This is a genomic window from Microbispora hainanensis (assembly GCF_036186745.1).
Classification (GTDB): domain Bacteria; phylum Actinomycetota; class Actinomycetes; order Streptosporangiales; family Streptosporangiaceae; genus Microbispora.
This window is the reverse complement of the sequence record NZ_CP108086.1, coordinates 6,765,216-6,785,122: the sequence shown is the minus strand read 5'-3', so window position 1 is coordinate 6,785,122 and position 19,907 is coordinate 6,765,216. Positions and strand designations below refer to the sequence as shown.

The 19,907-nt window shown below is 70.2% G+C and carries 11 protein-coding genes; 5 read left to right on the top strand and 6 right to left on the bottom strand.

Going from position 1 to position 19,907, the window contains the following annotated elements; translation table 11 throughout:
* The first annotated feature begins 1 nt into the window (after position 1).
* A complete protein-coding gene (locus OHB01_RS31240) occupies positions 2-625 on the top strand; it encodes an O-methyltransferase (protein WP_328854378.1) in 624 nt (207 codons plus the stop codon).
* 4 nt (positions 626-629) lie between these two features.
* On the opposite strand, the gene OHB01_RS31235 is transcribed toward OHB01_RS31240, so the two are convergent.
* The 5 genes from OHB01_RS31235 to OHB01_RS31215 all read right to left on the bottom strand — a co-directional run bounded on the left by OHB01_RS31235 (position 630) and on the right by OHB01_RS31215 (position 12,768).
* Positions 630-2,075: an MFS transporter gene (locus OHB01_RS31235; RefSeq protein ID WP_328854377.1), complete on the bottom strand. Its 1,446-nt coding sequence runs from the start codon at positions 2,073-2,075 to the stop codon at positions 630-632.
* Positions 2,076-2,246: 171 nt separating this feature from the next.
* A complete protein-coding gene (locus tag OHB01_RS31230; RefSeq protein WP_328854376.1) occupies positions 2,247-3,017 on the bottom strand; it encodes a phosphotransferase in 771 nt (256 codons plus the stop codon).
* Positions 3,018-3,024: 7 nt separating this feature from the next.
* Complete coding sequence (locus OHB01_RS31225) at positions 3,025-7,758, bottom strand: AAA domain-containing protein (RefSeq protein WP_328854375.1); 4,734 nt, start codon at positions 7,756-7,758, stop codon at positions 3,025-3,027.
* Positions 7,759-8,227: 469 nt separating this feature from the next.
* The gene (locus OHB01_RS31220) at positions 8,228-11,527 is read right to left on the bottom strand and encodes a type ISP restriction/modification enzyme (protein ID WP_328854374.1); all 3,300 of its coding nucleotides are present in this window, start codon (positions 11,525-11,527) and stop codon (positions 8,228-8,230) included.
* Between the two features lie 146 nt (positions 11,528-11,673).
* Positions 11,674-12,768, bottom strand: a complete 1,095-nt coding sequence (locus OHB01_RS31215) for an ADP-ribosylglycohydrolase family protein (RefSeq protein ID WP_328854373.1) — start codon at positions 12,766-12,768, stop codon at positions 11,674-11,676.
* Between the two features lie 127 nt (positions 12,769-12,895).
* On the opposite strand from OHB01_RS31215, the gene OHB01_RS31210 reads away from it, so the two are divergent.
* The 4 genes from OHB01_RS31210 (at position 12,896) to OHB01_RS31195 (ending at position 18,722) form a co-directional block, all read left to right on the top strand.
* Positions 12,896-14,059 carry an ROK family transcriptional regulator gene (locus OHB01_RS31210; protein ID WP_328854372.1) on the top strand — a complete coding sequence of 388 codons (1,164 nt, stop codon included), beginning with the start codon at positions 12,896-12,898 and terminating at the stop codon, positions 14,057-14,059.
* A 55-nt stretch (positions 14,060-14,114) separates the two neighbouring features.
* Entirely contained in the window at positions 14,115-15,011 is an 897-nt protein-coding gene (locus tag OHB01_RS31205; RefSeq protein WP_142649655.1) for a polysaccharide deacetylase family protein, read from the top strand.
* Positions 15,012-15,031: 20 nt separating this feature from the next.
* The gene (locus OHB01_RS31200; protein WP_328854371.1) at positions 15,032-16,435 is read left to right on the top strand and encodes an MFS transporter; all 1,404 of its coding nucleotides are present in this window, start codon (positions 15,032-15,034) and stop codon (positions 16,433-16,435) included.
* 256 nt (positions 16,436-16,691) lie between these two features.
* Complete coding sequence (locus OHB01_RS31195; RefSeq protein WP_328854370.1) at positions 16,692-18,722, top strand: beta-galactosidase; 2,031 nt, start codon at positions 16,692-16,694, stop codon at positions 18,720-18,722.
* On the opposite strand, the gene OHB01_RS31190 is transcribed toward OHB01_RS31195, so the two are convergent.
* Entirely contained in the window at positions 18,697-19,758 is a 1,062-nt protein-coding gene (locus OHB01_RS31190; RefSeq protein WP_328709926.1) for a LacI family DNA-binding transcriptional regulator, read from the bottom strand. The genes OHB01_RS31195 and OHB01_RS31190 overlap by 26 nt on opposite strands.
* Positions 19,759-19,907: the final 149 nt, after the last annotated feature.

Here is a 19,907-nt window from a genome sequence, read left to right as displayed (position 1 = left end):
GATGTCGATCGACGGTACGGCGGCGTACGCCGGCCTCACGGGGTTGCCTCCGCTGGTGGAGCGCGCGGTCCGGGTGGCCCGGCAGGCGGGCTTCGCGCCTTCCTGCCGCCCGGAGCAGGGGCGGCTGCTGTACGCCCTGGCGGGCGGTGCCGAGACGATCGGGGAGACCGGCACCGGATGCGGAGTGGGCCTGGCATGGCTGGCCTCGGGCGCCGGGCCCGGGGCCCGGCTGGTCAGCGTCGAACGGGACGAACGCCTGGCGTCCCTGGCCGCCCAGGTCTTCGCCGATCACCCGCAGGTCTCGGTGATCCACGGTGACTGGCGGGAGATCTGTCGCGACGGGCCGTACGACCTGCTCGTGCTCGACGGCGGCGGCCAGGGCAAGAGCGGCGAGCGGCCGGCCGACCCGCACCGGCTGCTGACGCCGGGAGGCACACTGGTCATCGACGACCTGACCCCGGCCCGGCACTGGCCGCCGCGGTTCGGCGGCGCCGTCGACCAGACGCGGATGCACTGGCTCGGCCACCCGGGGCTGGACGCGGCCGAGCTCCGCCTCGCGCCGGACCTGGCCGCGCTCGTGGCGACGCGCCGTTTCGGCGAAACGCCCGGCACGGCCGATCGGTGACGGGTCAGGGCTTCGTGACGGTGACGGGCTCGGCGGGGACGTCCTGCCCGGCCGTACGGCCCGCCGCTCGTGCGGGGAGCGCCATGGTCACGGCGGCGGCGACGAGGGCGGCGGCGCAGCCGATCAGCATTCCGGCGCGGAAACCGCCCTCCGACGGCAGGAGGTGCCCGCCCAGCCGGATGGTCATCTGCGACAGGACCACGCCGACCACCGCGGCGCAGACCGTGGTGCCGATGGAGCGCATCAGCGTGTTGAAGCTGTTGGCGGCGGCGGTCTCGGAACGGGGGACCGCGCCCATGATCAGGGCGGGCATCGCCCCGTAGGCCAGGCCGACGCCCATGCTGCACACGCAGGTGACGACCAGCAGGCCCCAGGTGGAGCCCAGCAGGACCGTCGACGAGCCGTACCCGAGCGCCATGACCAGGCTGCCGGCGATCAGGGTGACCTTGGGGCCGCGGGCGGCCGACAGGCGCGCGCCCAGCGGCGAGACGGCCATCATCACCAGTCCGGACGGGGCGCTCCACAGGCCGGCCGCCAGCATCGACTGGCCCAGGCCGTAGCCGGTGGCCGCGGGGAGCTGCAGGATCTGCATGACGATCAGCGCCTGGGCGTACATCGAGAACCCGACCACGATCGAGGCCAGGTTGGTCAGCAGCACCTGCCGCCGCGCGGTGACGCGCAGATCGACCAGCGGGGCGCTGACGCGCAGCTCCCACCAGCCCCACAGCAGCAACACGACCAGCGCGGCGGCGAGCAGGCCGAGCGTGGTGCCGCTCGCCCAGCCCCAGTCGGCGCCCTTGGAGACGCCCAGCAGCAGGCACGTCAGCCCGGTGCCCAGACCGAGCACGCCGGCGACGTCGATCCTGCCGGACGTCCGCGTGGCCGCGGCCGGCACCAGGAGCCAGATCAGCACCGCGACCAGCACGCTCAGCACCGCCGAGCCCCAGAACAGCATCCGCCAGCTCGCATACTCGGCGACCGCCGCCGCGACCGGCAGGCCGAGCGCGCCGCCGATCCCCATCGACGAGCTCAGCAGCGCGATGGAGGGTCCGAGCCGCTCGGGCGGCAGCAGGTCGCGCAGGGCGCTGATGCCCAGCGGGATCATGCCCATGCCCATGCCCTGCAGGCCCCTCCCGATGATCATCGGGGTCAGGGAGCCGGCCATCGCGCAGACGGCAGAGCCCGCGATCAACGGCGCCGCGCAGACCAGCATCATGCGGCGCTTGCCGTACAGGTCGCCGAGCCGCCCGGTGACCGGGGTCGTGACCGCTCCCGCGAGCAGCGTGACGGTGATCACCCACGAGGCGTTCGACGCGCTGGTGTGCAGCAGGTTCGGCAGCTCGCCGATCAGCGGCACCACCAGGGTCTGCATCAGTGAGGCGACGATGCCGGCCACCGCCATCACGCTGACGATGCCGCCGGAGCGGGCGGTGGGCGCGGAGCCTCCCACGTGGGTCTCCCTAAGGTCAACGGGACAAAACGCTGTGCACCTTACACATCGGGCATCGCCCGGCAATCACCGCCTGGCCGGGAGGGCGGGCGACGCTTCACCACCGACGTCGAACGCCTCGCCGGCCGGCCCTGGCCCCGTCCCTGACCAGCCGCCCCGCAGGCGGCGGCCTCACCCCGCGGCGAAGCCGGCCAGCTCCTCGACCGCCGTGTCCAATGACCTGTCGGCCCCCTGGTCGACCAGCTTCCGGTACGCCGGGTCGCCGGCCGCCGCGAGCCGCCGGATGCCGTCGGCCGAGGCGCCGATCCGCTGCCGGACGGTCTCGACGAAACGGCCGGCCGGGCCGTCCCAGCCGTACTCATCGAGGAACAGCCGCAGCCGCCGGGGCCGGTCGGCGAACGCGGTGAACCCATCCGCGGCGGCGACGTGGCGGGCGTGGAGCGGCACCCAGGAGAACGCGGCGAAGGCGAGGTCCCACTCGCGGGTGACCGGACCGGCGAAGTCCCAGTCGAAGAACCCGGTGAGGCGCCCGCCGGCCCACGCCGCGTTGTACGGCGCCGCGTCGTTGTGGCCGACGACCAGGCCGGGCCGCCAGGTCCCGCCCCCGCGCCAGACCGCGTCCGGCGGGGGGACGAAGTCCGCGACCGCGGCGTGGAAGTCACGCAGCCAGCCGGCCACCTGACGGAGCGCGTCGTCACTGTGCACCCACGCGGGCCACGGCCGCGCCGTCCCCACCACCTCTCCCGGCAGGTACGAGAGGACCTCCCGGCCCTGGTCGTCGAACCCCCGGGCACGCGGGGCACTGTCGAAGCCGGCCTCCTCCAGATGCCGGAGCAGCGCGTGCACGGCAGGCGTCCACGGACCGGGAGCACGGCGCACCGTGTCACCGGCCCGGACCGCGCCGTTCGTGTTCCCGCCGGGAAGACGCCGCTCCTCGCTCATGTGGTCCTTACTCGGGCTGGTGCGCCCGGTGGTACGCCTCCTGCACGTCCTCCGGAAGGCGCCCGCGATCGCCGACCGCGTAGCCATGCTGACGAGCCCAGGCGCGGATATGGGAACTTGACGGGGTAGTGGCCGTCATGCGTGCAGTCATCGGTCCGGGGTTCATGATGCCAGGATGAGTCTTGGGCGGCACGGCGAGGGTGATCTCTTCAAGGTCAGGTGAGTCGCCGTCGTCGAGGCCGTCCCAGCCGTCCTGCGCCGAAAGGGTCACGGCACTCCAGCTCTCGTCCTGCTGTGCCTCGTCGTCGGCATCGACCTCACCCGGCCGAATGCCGCGCCGGTCAAGTTCGGCCCAGAGGGGCGCGAGCGCCGCCTCCTGGTCGAAGTAAAACTCGCTCTCGCGCACCCGCCAGAACTGCCAGCCCGCTCGCTTCAGTTCCCGTTCCCGGTCGAGGTCGTTCTCGAGCTGCTCGGGCGTGCCGTGCCAGCGGTCGCCGTCGCACTCGACTGCCAGGCGTCCTTGGGCTCCGCTGACGACCAGGTCGATTCGCCGTCCGTTGACCTCGTACTGCGGGACCACGTGATAGCCGCGTTCCCGTATGCGCAGGAACACCCGCTGCTCAAAGAGCGAGTCGAAATCGCGGTGAGGCTCGTCGGGGGTCACGTCGGAGAGCGGCTCCCGTCCGAGGGCCGGCGGCGGGTTCAGCATGTAGGCGAGCAGGGACCGCCGCAAACAGACAGGGGACAGCAGGTCAGGGCTGACGGAGTGGAACAGCCACATCTGGTCCTTCGCGCGGGAGGCCGCCACGTTGAACCGCCGCTGCCACTCGGTGCTGGTCACCGCCGACCGCCGTTCCGCGATCACCATCGAGAGGAAGACGACGTCGCGCTCATCGCCCTGGAAGTCGGGCGGCGTGCCGACCCGCAGCCGCCGCTTCTCCCACTCCTTGGGATCGAGTTGATCGAGCAGCAGGTTGTGGATCAGATGGACCTGGCCGTTGCCCTGCAGGACGACGACACCGAAGGTCCTGTCTTCGTACGCCGGGTCCTCGGCGCACTGAATGATCCGCTCAACGATCGCCTCGGCCTCCACTACGTTGCGGAGCCGTGTCGTTGTCCCCTCTGTGCGCGCGCCGGTGACGCGCTGGACCCGAAGCGGCGGCAGCCGGTCGGCGCCGAACTGCCGGAGCGGAACCAGCGGCTCATCCGAGTAGAACTGGCGGGACGAGAACTGGATGATTTCGGGCATGCACCGGAAGTGCTCCTTGAGACGCACGAGCCCGCCAAAACGCGTCCGCAGCAAGTCGAACAGGCTCGACTTCGGAGTGAAGGCGTCCCGCAGATAGGCGGGCATGTCCGGCAGGTAGGTGGCCAGCTTGGCGAAGATCGGCTCCAGCTCTCCGTGGCTCACCGTGGAGGGAGCGCACTGCTTGTCGTCACCGACCACGATGACGCGGGGAGCCAGCCACAGGAGGAACAACGCCTCGATGCTCGCCTGGCTGGCCTCGTCCACGATGACGACGTCAAAAGAGTCGCGCGCCGGCGGAATCGTCTCCAGCACCTGCTGAATCGGCATGATCCAGGCCGGTACGGCGTCACGAGCGTGCGCCATGGCCTCCCGGGCGAGCATCTGGTATCTCGCGGCGTACCTGCCGGTCCCCTTGCCGAGCTTGGAAATGTGGTCCTGGTAGGCGCGCAGCGCGGTCGTCTGCCGTGAGTTCATCCGTCCCAGGGCCGCGTCCCACGCTTGCTCGGCGGCCAGCTCGCCGGTGAGACGCATCTCGCGGACGGTCGCGGCTTCGAGCTCGGCGTCCAGCCGCTGTTCGAGACCCGGCTGCCGCTGCTCGGTGAAGAAGGTCTGGGCCTTAGCCCAGGCCCAGGCGCGCTCCCAGTTCGAGAAGCGGGACCGCCACGTCTTCGCCTCCGCCAGCATGGCCAGGAGAGCGGGGTGGGCGGCCCGCACCCGTGCCGTCAGCTCGTCGCAGCGTCGCTGGTCGGCCAGCTCCCGGTGAGCAGTGCCGAGGGCGGCCAGGCACAGCTGATAGGTGACGCCATCGCGGGCGGCGACCGCTCGGACGGCTTCAGTCAGCTCCGGGGCGGGGGTGCCGAGCCGCACCTGGTGGTCCAGAGTGCTGTGCAGCTCCTCCAGCTTCGCGGTAGCCCGCTCCGCGTCCAGCCGCAGCCGCACGGCGTGCAGGGCGGAGGCGTAGGAGAGCCACTCGGCGGGGGTACGCAGACCGAGGTGCACGCCTGCCCCGGCAAGAAGGCGGATCGTCTCCGAGACGGCTTCCGCGATCCGGCGCACGACGGAAAGCCTGCTGAAGGCGTCGCGGAGCTGCGACTGTATGGCTTGCAGCGCCAGGTCCGACGAAAACTCCACGCCCACGAGGCGCCAGCCGCGCCGCAACTGATCGGCGATCTGCCGCCCTTCCAGGTCGTCGAGGACGATCGACAGCAGTTCGGCGTTCGTCGGCGAGACGCCGTCGACGGATACGGAGGCGAGGAAGGGCTCCGCGACCTTCTGTACGGCGGGCCGGAACAGGCCCTGCTTGAGCCGGTTCCCCGCGGCGAGGTGGTCGCGCAACCCGCGCATCGCCTGCAGGTACGCCGCGGCGTTGGTGGGGCCGTCGAGTGGCGGGTGGACGACCTCACGCAACGCGATGCGCCGGGTCGTCTCCTCCAGCGCGGCGAGCCGTTCGGCGTAGGTCGCGAGCTGCTCCCACAGCATGGCATCGCGGCCCGCGAGCATGTCGGACAGGGCCCGGATCGTCCAGTCGCCGGGGTTCCACGTGGCAGCATCCTCGGGCAGGCCGAGTTGGTGTAAGTCTGCGGCGACGTCGGCCGCGATCTTCTGTAGCTGCGTGACCAGCTCCGGGTCGAGGTAATCGAGCCGGGCGGAGACCTGTGTCTGCGCCTGCCGGGCCAGGGACTGTGCGGCGGCCTCGTCAGCGATCAGGGCTTTCACCTGTTCGGCGGTAGGCAGCATGCCGACGCCGGGGATGCGCTGGGTCGGTCTGGCCCTGCGCTGCGATGTCTCACCTGCCAGCAGCTCGACGAGCTCCGCCGCCTCGCCCACGTTGATCGGCGGCGTGAACGGGGCCGTGGCCGGCATTGGCACCGGCATCCATGAGCAGCCCGGCTCCTCGTTCCTGAGACGGCGGGCGATCGCGGCGAGGGAACCCCGATACCCGGAAGCGATCTCGGGATGGGAGTAGGTCTCTGATTCGCGAAGTGCACGAACCCGCTCGGCCAATTCGGCGGTGGTACGGCGCGCTGCGTCGAGTTCCTGGCGCTTGGCGGCGATGCGTTTGGCCTGCCGCCCTGGGTCGTAAGAGGAGAACCTGGCCGACAGCGCTTTCACGCCGCCCTCCAGTTCGGCGGAACCACCACGGCCGAGGTCGGTCATGGACACGCAGAGGCCGGCGATCTCTTCGGGCAGCTTGTCGCGCAGCACCCGCAGTGCCTGTGCCTTCTGACTCGTCACCAGGACGCGCTGCCCCTGCGCGAGAAGCGCCGCCAGCAGGTTCGCGATGCTGTGGGTCTTGCCGGTCCCCGGCGGGCCCTGCACGACGACGCCGTTGTCGTTGCCCAGCCGGGTCATGATGAGACGCTGTTCGGGGTTGGCGGGCAGCGGGAAGAGCGGGTCGCGCCCGAGGGCGTCTCCACGGTCACCGTCCCGTTCCGTGAGGAACGCCATGCGCTCGTCCTGCTCGAGTGGCTGCACGAGCTGGGCGAGCCCAAGGGGCGCCTGAGCGTCCGGGGCGGTCAACGTGGCGATCATCCGGTCGTAGTAGGCGATCAGCGCGCCCTGGTCCCGCTTGCGGAGGACCAGGGCGGGGGCGAGCCGTACCTCTGGGACATCGCCGGGCTTTGCCGTCACGGGAACCCAGCCGGGCCGGTAATGAGCCTGCGTATCCAGTCCCCGGTCGCACCAGGCCTGCAGAAGTTCCTCGACGGAGTCCTGCAGGGCGACGCCTTCGCCCTCCCGGGTCCGCTCCCGCAGCCGGTCGACGCGCTGTGGGGTGAACCCGGGCAGGTCGGCTAGAAACTCACGGTCCTGAAGCGTCGGCGAGGTCTCGCCGAGCACGACATCTACGCGTTCGGTGTCCGGGTCGACCCGCAGATGAGCACGGGTGGCGAGGAGGTGGTTGCGCACCCCCGTCCCATCCGGCGCCCTCCAGCACAGCAGGCCGGTGGCCAGCACCAGCTCCCATTCGTCGTCGAGTTGGGAGAGCTGGTTGGCAATCGAGTAGAGGTCACGGTGCCAGCGTTGCCGCCGGGCCCGCTCACGCTCCTCCTCCGCCCAAGCCTGCCAGCGGGGCAGCCACCCGTCGTACGCCTCACAGACGTCGGGTCGGTCGTCCGTAGTCTCCAGCCGCCAGTACGTCGATCCGTCCTCGCGAGTCTCTAGGACGGGCTTCGGTCCGGTTTCGGCGAGTTCAGGGGCGTCCAGCTCGGGATCCGCCACATCCCGGGGCTTCAGCCACCCCTCCAGCACGTCGGGAGCCTGGGGCGGCGGGGTGCCCCGCACGTAGTCGAAGGAGAGGACTACTTCCCCGAGTCCTGCCCCGACCTGGGGCGTGATCTCCTCGGGCAGATCCGCCAGCCAGAGGACCCGCACGTGCTTGTCGACCTCGCGTATCGGGGTGCGACGTGCGGAGGCCAGGTTGTGGAGGAACTCCACAAGACGGGTCGTGGAGCCGATCAGGTGGGGATCGCGGGCTCGCGACGCCACGCTCATGTAAGGTCGTCCTCCTTCGACGGCGGGGAGGAGCGGGAGATTCGCTCGGAGCTCTGGCTTATGGCACGGTCCAGAGTTATTAACCCGCGAGATCATTCCGGTTTGCTGCTGTAAATGTCAATCGTTCGTATGAGGTCAAACAGTGGCGGCGCGACTACCCCGGTGCCCCGATCGATGACAGGCCTTCCGAATGAGCAGGCACAGCCTCAAGCACGGCCGATCTACCACCACAAACGCGAGTCCATTGACACACACTTGGCGATCGTGCTCATGCTCGCATGGTCGTCGTCGGGCGATCGGCCGGACGGCGTATTGTCAGTGTTTGAGACACTGTTCACGTTTGTGCGAGCCGACTCCAGTTGCCCGGCCTCGTCGACGCGGACCTGTCCGCCGACCGTCGAACATGTACGCCAGAAGCCTCGCGAGTATCGGAGCCTCGGCAGGTAACAGCGCCGTCTGTCTCCGCTGATCAGAAGAGGGTGTCGTCGCGGCCGGAGCGCAGGGGCGCCTTCGTCGCCTGTGACGGTACGGGCAGGAGGCGGGCGGCGGTGAGATCCGCCGTCGTGATCAGAGGACCGTCGAGGATCCGATCGAGGAGGGCCTCCTGTAACGGATGAAGGTCGGCAAGGAGCGTCAGGACCTGAATGAGGTCGAGAAGCTCCTCGGTGAACTGCGTGGTCCAACGCTCATTCCGTATGTCGTCCAGTGGCGATGAGGCGGTGCGCGTACGTGGGCGCGTTCGCTGCCGATAGGAGAACCACGATTTGATGACGGGTCTGCCCCCGACGTCGTAGGCGTACGCGCGGGGGTCGACCGGCGCGATGACGCCGTTCCCAAGACGCAGCATTCGCGTAGCCGGGTCGTAAGAGATTTCATCGGGCATATCGTCCACGCCATCCGGTATCCAGGAGACTCGTCGTGGCCTGCGGTCCGCAGACAGCCGAGGTCGTCCGGGCGAATCGCCGTCCTGGAAACGCGTTCCTGAGGTGTGGAGCCATATCACCTCTCGTCCCAGCTCTGCTGCCGCATCCCAGAGGCGGGCGTCAGCCGTGAGGGGAACGCGGATTCCATGAAGAGCGGCGAGCTGGTCACGGAAGCGCGCGGTGTATGCGGGATGCGCAACGGTGCCGGCGATGTAGGCGAGCAGGTCCTCGGCGGTGAGCCGGCGATCAAGTCTCTCGCCGAGGTACTGCAGGAGCCCCGGAGCCACATTCGGCTTCACGCCCGGCTGGTCCCGATACAGCGGGACGACCCGGCCGCCCCGGCCGTTGAAATGGTGCTGATCGGGGACGTTCTCGGTGAAGGTCAGGCCGGGTCCGGAGGACAAGGGCTGTCCGTGCTGGGTGCTGACGTAGATCTGCCGGGCTCCCCTGACGTCCCACAATGGCTGACGCGGATAGTCGATCACCCTGGGATCCTCGAAAAGGAACTGACGGTCGAAGCTGCGAAAGGCATACGGGGTGATCCTGGGCAGGGCGGTCGCGTCGGCCAGGGGCGGCAGTCCCGCGACGAGGGAGGTCGGCGCCAGATCTCGAGTGCGCTTGAAGAGATCGTCGGGGAATCCTTCGGCCACCAGACGGCGCCAGCGCCGCTCGAGAACCTCGGGTGAGGGGGCGCACACCCATGTGCGGTTGGCCTTGACGCCGGGCTCATGCCAGGGCATCAGTTCGAGCAGCGGTGGAAGGGAGAGCCAGTTTTCGGCGACTGGCATGAAAGGCGCGGTCAGATATGCGGGACACTCCTGCCATTGTTCGGCCGCGTCGAGGGGGATGCCCGCGGCCATTGCCTCGAACTTCTCCTCACGCTTGCCGTGTAGGGCCGTGTAATGGACCGTTGCCGGTCGCTTCCGGTCGGGGCTGCCGTATCGTGCGAAGATGCCGATGCAAATGGGCTGTTGTACGCCGCGGAACACACGGGTCGATTGCGGCGGCTGATGATGTTCGGGTGAGAGATCGATGATCCACCCTTCGTCCGTTGTCTCCCGCAGGTACTTGCGCATCCCGGCGAAGGCTTCTGTGCTCAGATACGCCGAGGTGGTGATGAAGGCTACGATGCCCGCGGGGTGCTCGGGGTTGGCGTCGAAGACCTTCCACGTCGCCCAACGCCAGAAATACGTCGCGGTGTTGGCCAGCTTGTAGGCGAGCCTGCTGTGCTCGGGCAAGCGGAACTCGTCGAGCGACGGGCGGAACCGGAGGTCGGTGAGGTAGCCGGGATCGCGGCGCCTTTCGATCCAAGGGGCGGGGTCCTGCTGCCGGGCCCGCTCGAGATAAGGCGGGTTCCCGATGACTACCACGATCGGCGTCTCGCGTTTGATTTTGTTGGCCCGGTCCCGCGCTCGCTGGAGCTCGTTGTAAGCCAGGCCGCGGTCGATGAAGCGGCCGTTCGGGTCGTCCAGAGTGTCGATGAGGAACCGAAGGCCATCTTCGGGAATATCAGTGCGGTACGTCTCCCGTAGGGTCTGATGCAGGCGCAGTTCCGCCACGGCGAAAGGGCCAGCTGAGCGCTCGAAGCCGATGAGCCTGTAACGGCAAAGGTCGCCGAGATGATCCCGCACGGCGAGGGCATTGTCCTCGGCGGCGATCGTGTCCGCGACGGATCGGATGATCTCCATGAGGAACGTGCCCGTCCCCATCGCAGGGTCCAGAGCGACGACGTTCTTGTCCGCGAAACCGTTCGTGCGCATCCGGGTCTTCAGAATATGGTCGACGAAGTCGACCATAAAGCGGGCGACCGGCTCCGGCGTGTAATAGGCGCCGCTCTTCTTCCGCAGCTCCGGGTCGTACTCCTGCAGAAAGAGCTCGTACAGATCCCAGTACGATGTGCGATCTGTCTTCGGCAAGCGATTCCAGTCGGCGGCGCCGATTACGACACGGAGCGTGTCCAGGATCGTCAGCTGCTGTGCGATGAGTGGCTCGGCGAGGTGACTGAGCGCACTCCCCAGCAATGGGTGCTGCTTGCCGAGTTGCTTCGCGATCTGCACGAGATCGTGGTCAGTGAAGTCGATCCCCGCCTCGCGCGCCAGAAGCAGACTGAAAGTGACTGTCTGGGCGTATGCGTCGGCGAATTCGTTGTTGGAGAGCGCGGGAAACAGCAGAGCGCGCCAGTCCTGCGCGAGGTGGGTGAACGGCCCGATCTCCGGGCCAGTCCTCTCCGCTTCGAGCAGCTCCGCGACGGTGTCCCGCAGAAGGCGGCAGAGTCCTGAGGTGACGCGAATGAGGTCGCGAACCGATCGCGGAGGGTCGGGAGCCCAGAGTAGAAATTCTCTGATCAACGCGTCGAACGCGGTCAAGCTCGCATCGGATCCGTTCAGCCGGACGACCTTGCCGGGGACGCCGTTCTGATACCGAATCCAGTCAGTGCCGTCGCTGTAAATCAGATTGGGGAGCTCGCGCAGTCGCTCGCATTGCCGGCGCTCCCGCTCGCTCGCGCGCCAAGTAGGAGATTCGGGAACGCTGCGTCCGGGAGCTTTCAGCTCTATGTAGCCAACTCTGGAGCGCTCCACATCAACGGCATAATCAGGGCGTGACCCGATATCGTGCAGTGGCACCTCGCCGTAAGGGGTGACCCGCAGGCCCATCCGTGTACCGAGCCGCTGAAGGATTACCTCGAGCGGTGCTCGAAGCTGGTCCTCGGGATTGCCGCCTCGTCCGAGTTTGCGCGCGACCTGACGGCGGAAGTCCGCCACGATATGTGGCAACGTGTCGCGCTCAGAAGACCTGGCCGTGCTCTCGGGAGATTCTCCCGTCCGCAACGGATTGCGCATCGTCATGTGCTCCCGGGGGGTCAGGGCTCTCTATTCACCATGAACGCCCCTGTTCATCTGTCAACACTCCCGTAAGGGACTTATGTCTTCATGACACGCGGCTCGTAACGGAACGGAACGACTCGGGAGACCGACGGTGAGTGGTCACGGGGTCAGCAGCCGGGGTACTTGCCGTGGTCGAGACGGCCGCCGGTGAACTGGGTGGTGAAGTCGTCGGCGAGTTCGACGATGGTGTCCCTGCCCTCCAGCCGCGACACCCAGCGCTCGGGAAGGGCGGTGTCGCCGTACACGGTGCCGAGGAGGTTGCCGCAGAGGGAGCCGGTGGAGTCGCTGTCGCCGGAGTGGTTGACCGCCCGCAGCAGGGCCCGCTCGATGTCGTCGCCGCTCACCAGTGCGCAGTAGACCGCGATGGCGAGCGCCTCCTCGGCCACCCACCCACCGCCGAGCGTCTCCACCGCCTCGGGCGTCGGCTCCGCCGCACCGGCCAGGGCGACCGCCGCCTCGATCGCGGCGGTGGTCTCCTCGTGCGCGGGCTGCTCGGCGAGCAGGCCGAGCGTGTCCCGTACGGCCGCAGGCAGCGGCGCGCCCTGGGCCAGGAGGCGGATCAGCGCGGCGAAGGCGCCGGCCGCGAGATAACCGGTGGGGTGCCCGTGCGTGATCTGGGCGCAGCCGGCCGCGAGCGTGAAGGCGGCCCGGGGATCGCGTACGGCCAGCCCGAAGGGGGCGGAGCGCATGACGGTGCCGCAGCCCTTCGAGCCGGGGTTGACCGGACCGGGCATGCCGGGGGCGGCGAGTGAACCGAGGCCGGCGCGCAGCCCGGACACGCAGGCGTTGCCGGGGGCGCGGCGGGAGTAGAGCCAGGTCTGCTCGCGGAGCCGGCCGGTGCGGACGAGGCCGTCGGCGGGCGGCGGCTGGCGGTGCTCCTGGGTGTCGAGCCAGCGCAGGTAGGCGTGGCGCACCACGTGCACCTCACCGCCGCCGATGCCCTTCTCCCTGACGCGTACGTCGGCGCGGATCAGCCCTTCGACCGTGAACAGCGTCATCTGCGTGTCGTCGGTGACCAGGCCGGTCCTGCCGCTCCAGTCGGGCGCGAGGTCGGTCAGCCCCGCCTCGCCGTGGTCGCGGCGGATGGCGGCGATCGAGTCGAACTCCACGGGCGCGCCGAGGGCGTCGCCGACGGCCCCGCCGAGCAGGCAGCCGCGCACCCGTGCCCCGAACGGGACGTCACCCGTTTCGGCATTGCTCACGATGATCCCCTTTCCTGCTTCCAATGAACCGTAGCGGTCTTGTGGCGGGGCCCGCCGATCGGATAGAAACGGCTCACCTCGAGTAGGAAAGTTTCCGACCTACTCGGGCCGGGACGCGAGGTGAAGCGTGAGCGGCGACTATCTGGCCGGGCCGCAGGGCCTGCTCTGGTCGATCAACGCCCGCGCGGTGCTCGACGTCATCGACCGTGAGGGGCCGCTGGGCCGGCCGGAGATCACCAGGGCCACCGGCCTGTCCAAGACCACCGTCGCCCAGGCGCTGCGCGAGCTCATCGCCCGCGGGGCCGTGGAGGAGGCGGGCGCCGACACCACGCGTCGCGGGCCCGCCGCGACCCTCTATCGGATCGCGCCCCGCTGCGCGCTCGCGCTCGGCGTCGACATCGGTCACCTGCGCATCCGCGCCGTCCTCGTGGACGCGATGGGGGAGACGCTCGCCCAGGCGGAGACCCGGGCGCCACGCCGCAGGGTGGCCGACACGGCGGCGGCGGTGGCCGCGCTCGCCGCCGAGTGCGCCGGACATGCCGGGACCGAGCCGGGCGCCATCGGCCAGGCCGTCGTCGGCGTCCCCGCGATCGTGGCGGGCGACGGCCACACCGTCAGGCGGGCGTACGGGCTGCCGCAGGGGGGCCGCGGCCTGGCCGAGGCGATCGAGAGCCACCTGCCCGTGCCCCTGCTGCTGGAGAACGACGTCAACCTCGCCGCCGTCGCCGAGCAGCGGTTCGGCGCGTGCGCCGACGTCGCCGACTTCGTCCTGCTCGGCGTCGGTGTCGGCATCGGCGCGGGGATCGTGCTGGGCGGCCGGCTGCACCGGGGCTTCGCCGGGGGAGCGGGCGAGGTCGCGTTCCTGCCCCACCCCGCGACCGAGCCCGGCACCGAGGTGCTCGGCGCGCGCCGCATCGCCGAACAGGCCAGGCAGGCCGGCATCGAGGGCAGCCCGTCCCCGCGCGAGATCTTCGAGAGCGCCAGGGGCGGCGACGAGAGGGCGCTCGCCGTGGTCGATGCGACCGCCCGCAGGATCGCCCACGTCGCGGCGTCCGTCGCCCTCGTGATCGAGCCGGAGCTGTTCGTGCTCGGCGGCGCGTTCGGCGCCAGCGCCGACCTGCTGCTCGGCCGCATCCGCCGCCATCTGGCGAGGGACGCCGCGCCGCTCCCGATCAGGATCATCGCGAGCGGCGTCCAAGGGGACGCGGTGCTGCGCGGCGCGTCCTGGCTCGCCCGCCATCGCGCGCGCGAACGCGCCTTCGCCGCCGTCGTGGGCGGCCGCACGACATGACCACCGGAGGGCCGTACGGCACGGACCCCGCCGGGTCAGGGAAAGGGAACATCACGTGAACCTCGCGAGACGGCTCGGCGCCGGGCCGGACGACCGGCTGCTGATCGTGAACGCCGACGACTACGGCATGTGCCGGGCGGCCAACACCGGAATCACCTCACTGCTCGCGGCGGGCGCGATCAGCTCGGCGACCGTCATGACGCCGTGCCCGTGGGCCCCCGACGCGGTCCGTACGGCCGTCGCGGGCGGCTACGACGTGGGCGTCCATCTGACGTTCACCAGCGAGTGGGAGGGATACCGCTGGGGGCCGGTGACCCGCGACCGCGCGGTGTCCTCGCTCGTGGACGAGGCCGGTTATTTCCCCGCCGACTCGCGCACGGTGGAGGAGCGGGCCGACCCCGAGGAGGTCGGCGCGGAGATCGACGCGCAGATCCGCAGGGCCGTCGCCCTCGGTCTCGACCCGTCGCACGCCGACAACCACATGGGCAGCCTGTACGGCCTGGAGACCGGCCGTGACTTCCTCGACGTCGTCTTCAAGGCGTGCGCGGAGCACGGCCTGCCGTTCCGGCTGCCCAGGACGCTCGACGGCATGGGCCTGCCGGCGGAGCTGGAGCCGTTCGCGCAGGCGAGGGCGGAGGCCGCGGACGCGGCGGGCGTGGTGATCCTCGACCGGCTGTGGACGCTGCCCTTCGAGCTGGCCGAAGGGGAGACGTACGAGAGCGTCAGAAGCGACATGATCGGGCTGATCCGGGCGCTGCGGCCCGGCGTGACCGAGATCTACATCCATCCGTTCGTTGACGACGGCGAGCTCCGGCAGATCATGCCGCAGCACGCCAAACGCGGCATGGAGCTGCGGCTGTTCACCGATCCGGAGGTCCGCCGCGCCATCGCGGAAGAGGGCGTCCGCCTCATCGGCTGGTCGGACCTGCGCACGGCCCAGAGGGCCCGATGAAGCGCCGCCCGGAGGGCCGGATGAAGCGCCGTCAGGAGGGCCCCGGCTCCGCGGGCCCGGTGGAGCCCGGCCCGGAAAGCGCGGTGACGCACGGTCCGGGGGAGCCCGGCTCGGTGAGCCCGGTGCGGCGCGGGCAGATGCTGGCCTATGGTTCGGGAAACCTGTCGGTCAACCTGCTCAGCCAGGCGTTCGCGACCTTCGCCACCTTCTACTACGTCGACCACCTGGGCGTCGATCCGTCGCTCATCGGCGTCGCCATGGTGATCCACGGCATCGTCAACGCGGTGCTCAACCCGCTCGTGGGGCACCTGTCCGACCGGACCCGCACGCGCTGGGGCAGGCGGGTGCCGTACATCGCTATCGGCATGGTGCCGCTGGCCGCGGCCTTCACCATGATCTGGATCCCGCTCGTGGACGGCGGGACCGCGCGGTTCTGGTACTTCCTGGTCGTCGTCCTCGTCTACGACGTGCTGTTCGTCGTCGTGGTGCTGAACTACGTGTCGCTGTTCCCCGAGATGTTCACGACCATCGCCGAGCGTGCCGCCGCCGCGTCGTGGCGGCAGATGTTCGCCATCGTCGGCATGATCGTCGGCGTCGCCGCCGCGCCCCTGCTGTACGGCGCGATCGGGTGGGCGGCCATGGGCGTGTCCTTCGGCGTCGTGGCGCTGGCCTTCTTCGCGGTGTCGCTGCGCGGATCGGCCGAGCGGGTGCACGCGGAGCGCGAGCGCTTCGGGTTCCTCGCCGCGCTCCGCTACACGCTCGCCAACCGCGCGTTCGTCACGTACGTCACGGGCAGCTTCCTGCTGCAGCTCACCTTCGCCCTGCTGCAGGCGGGGATCCCGTTCTTCACCAAGTACGCCCTCGGCGAGGCCGACTCCGCCAACAGCGTCATCCTGGGCGCGGTGTTCGTCGTCGCGATCCCGATGGTCTACGTGTGGAGCCGCGTCACCACGCGGATCGGGCCGCGCCGCGCCGTCCTCGTCGCGATCGTCGTGTACGGCGCGGCACAGGTGCCGTTCCTGCTCGTCGGGAACCTCGCCCTGACGGCGGTGACCGGGGCCGCGATCGGCGTCGGGATCGCGGGCATGCTGGTGCTCCTTGAGATCCTGCTCGCCGAGGTGATCGACGACGACGAGCGCAGGACGGGCACCCGTCGCGAGGGGATGTACTTCGGCATGAACGGGTTCATCGTCCGCTGGGCGGTGTCCCTCCAGGCCGTGGTCATCACCGTCGTGCTGGCACGGTCGAACTACCACAACGGGGCCGCGGTGCAGCCGCCCTCCGTCGAGACCGGCGTCCGGCTGATGATGGGCGCGGTGCCCCTGGTGGTGCTGGCGCTGGCCTTCGGCTGCTTCCTCCTCTATCCGCTGCGCTCGGGTGTCCGCCCGCGCGACGAGAGCGCCCCCGCCCCGGTGGCGCACTGACCGGCACCGGCGGCGCCGTCAGCGTCCGCAACGCCCTCTGCGACGGCAACGCCCCCTGCGACGGCACCGTCGCGGCCGGCGGCACGACGACGTCCGGGTGCGTCGCCAACGGGGACGGCGCGGCCACACCCGGCGGCGTAAGCTGATCCAACCCCTGATCCAGCCTCCTGATCCCGCCGGCGAGACCCGCGCACTCCGCCACACCCTCCGCCACACCCTCCGCCACACCCTCCGCCACACCCCCGGGAGCTCCTCGATGACAGACCCTCGCATGCGCGCCTTCCGAGACCGTGTCGGCGGACTGGCGTACGGCGGGGACTACAACCCCGAGCAGTGGGACCCGAGTGTGTGGCGGGAGGACGTCCGGCTCATGCGCGAGGCGGGGGTCAACATCGTCTCGCTCGGCGTCTTCGCGTGGGCCTCGCTCGAACCCGAGCCGGGCAAGTACGAATTCGGCTGGCTCGACGAGGTCATGGACCTGCTGCACGACAACGGCATCGCGGTCAACCTGGCCACCCCCACCGCCGCGCCGCCGGCCTGGCTGTCGCAGCGGCATCCCGAGGTGCTCCCGGTCATGGCCGACGGCGAGCGGTTCGGCTTCGGCAACCGTCTGCACTACGACCCCTCGTCGCCGGTCTACCGGGAGTACGCGGCGAACATCACCACTCGTCTGGCCGAGCGCTACTCCTTCCACCCGGCCTTGGCGATGTGGCACATCAGCAACGAGTACGGCCCCACGGCGTACAACGAGGCCGCCTCGGCCGGGTTCCGCCGCTGGCTCCAGCGCAGGTACGGCGACCTGGCGACCCTCAACGAGGCGTGGACCACCCGCTTCTGGGGGCAGGTCTACACCGACTGGGAGCAGGTCGATGCGCCGGGCGTCCCGCACACCTGGATGAACCCCAGCCGCATCCTGGACTTCAAGCGCTTCACCTCCGACGCCCTGCTCGAATGCTTCGTCGCCGAGCGCGACATCGTCCGCTCCTTCCGCGACGACATCCCGGTCGTCACCAACTTCATGCGCTTCTACCGGCACGCCGACTACTGGCGCTGGGCCCCGGAGGAGGACGCGGCGGCCCTGGACATCTACCCCGACCCCGCCGACCCGGATGCGCACGTGTCGGCGGCCTTCCAGTTCGACCTGTTCCGGTCGCTCAAGGGCGGGCGGCCGTGGCTGCTGATGGAGCAGGCGGCGAGCGCGGTCAGCCAGTGGAGGCTCAACGTGGTCAAGGAGCCCGGCCGGATGCGGCTCGGCTCGCTCCAGGCGGTCTCGCGCGGGGCCGACTCGGTCATGTTCTTCCAGTGGCGCGCCAGTCGCGGCGGGCACGAGCGCTTCCACTCCGCGATGCTGCCGCACTCCGGACCGGACTCGCGCACGTTCCGCGAGGTCACCGCGCTCGGCCGGGAGGTCGGGCGGCTCGCGCCCGTGGCGGGGACGACCACGCGGGCCGAGGTCGCCGTGCTGTTCGACTGGAACGGCTGGTGGGGGCTGGAGGAGGTGTGGGGCCTGCCCCGCAACGACTTCAGCTACGTGGACACCGTCATGCGGCACTACCGGCCGCTGTGGGAGCACCACTACGCGGTCGACGTCGTGTCCACCCGGAGCGACCTGTCGTCATACAAGGTGCTGGTCGTGCCCAACGCGTACCTGATGGACGACGAGGGCGTCGCGGCCGTCACCGAGTTCGCCCGGAGCGGCGGCACCGTCGTCATGTCGTTCTTCTCGGGCGTGGTGGACGCGTGCAACCGCGTCCGCCCGGACGGCTACCCGGGCGCGTTCCGCCGCCTCATCGGCGCGAAGATCGACGAATACTGGCCCGCGCGCCCCGGCGAACGGTTCACCGTCGACTTCGCCGACGGACGTACGGCGACGGCCGACTGGTGGCGCGAGGACATCCACCTGGAGGGCGGCACGGCGCTGGCGACGTACGCCGACGGGCTGCTCAGGGGACGCGCCGCGGTCGTCGCCAACGACTTCGGCGCCGGCCGGGTCGTCTACTTCGCCACCCTCCTGGAGCAGGACGCCTTCGACCGGGTGCTGCTCGGCGAGCTGAGGGCGGCGGGCGTGGAGAACCGCTTCGACGGCCTGCCCGCCCACCTGGAGTGCGCGGTCCGCGAGGACGACCGGCACGAATACCTCTTCCTGCTCAACCACGACGCGCAGGCGTCCGTCGCCGTCCCGGTGGACGGCGACGGCACCGACCTGCTCACCGGCCTCCCGGCGTCGGGGGAGGTCACCGTGCCTCCCCTCGGAGCGGTGGTCATGCGCCGGGCGCGGCGGCCCTGACCCCGGCCCGGCTCCCCGGCGGCGCGGTGCTCTCGCGGACCACGAGCTCGTTCGCGAGGTCGATCCGGCTCGTGGCCGGCTCCACGCCGCGGGCCAGGTCGAGCAGCATCTGGGTGGCGACCGTCGCCATGTCGCGCAGCGGCTGGCCCACGGTGGTCAGGGCGGGCTCGACCCAGCCGGCGACGGGCACGTTGTCGTAGCCGACCACCGACAGGTCCCCGGGGACGTCGAGGCCGAGCCGCCGGGCCGCGCGCAGGACGCCGAGCGCCTGCAGGTCCGACCCGGCGAAGATCGCGGTCGGCCGGTCGGGGCGCGACAGCAGGTCCATCGCGTGCTCATATCCGGCGTCGACGTAGAAGTTGCCATACCTGACGAGGTCGGGGTCGATGGTGAGCCCCGCCTCGTCGTGGGCGACCCGGAAGCCGGCGACCCGGGCCCTGCTGCACATCACGTCCTTCGGGCCGGAGACGACCGCGATGCGGCGGTGGCCCAGCTCCAGCAGATGACGGGTGGCGAGCAGGCCGCCGTCCCAGTTGTTCGAGCCGACCACGGGCACGGACTCGGCGATCTCACCGTCGGTGTCGACGACGACGAACGGGACCTGCGCCCGCCGCAGCTTCCGCTGCTGCGACTGGGACGGCCGGGACATGACGAACAGCACGCCGAGAGGCCGATGGTCGAGCACGCCGTCCAGCCACTCATCCGGTGGCAGGTGCGCCCCGTTGAGCTGGGACAGGACGACCTCGATCCGCGTGGCGGCGGCGACGGCGTCGACGCCTTGGATGATCTCCATCGACCACATGGAGTTCAACTCGTGGAAGACGAGGTCGATCTGCCCCTTGAGCGTGCGCCGCTTCGAACGGCGGCGGTACTGGTGCCGCGCGAGGCCGGCCTCGACGCGTTCCCGGGTGTCGGGCGCGACGTCGGGCCGGCCGTTGAGGACCTTGGAGACCGTGGTCACCGAGACGCCGAGCTCTTCGGCGATGGACGCGATCGTGGCAGGGCGTGGATCGCGGGCGGGGGAGGCGCTGGTCATCTGTCCGCTCGTCGTTTATCCGAAAGTTTCGCGAAACTCTACCACCGGAAGGCGCTGGGATACACCGAGATCCAGGCGGCATTGGGGGTGGTATGGGCAGAATCCCGAGGATTGACTGCCCTCTTGACGCACCCATGCCCGGGTCCTAT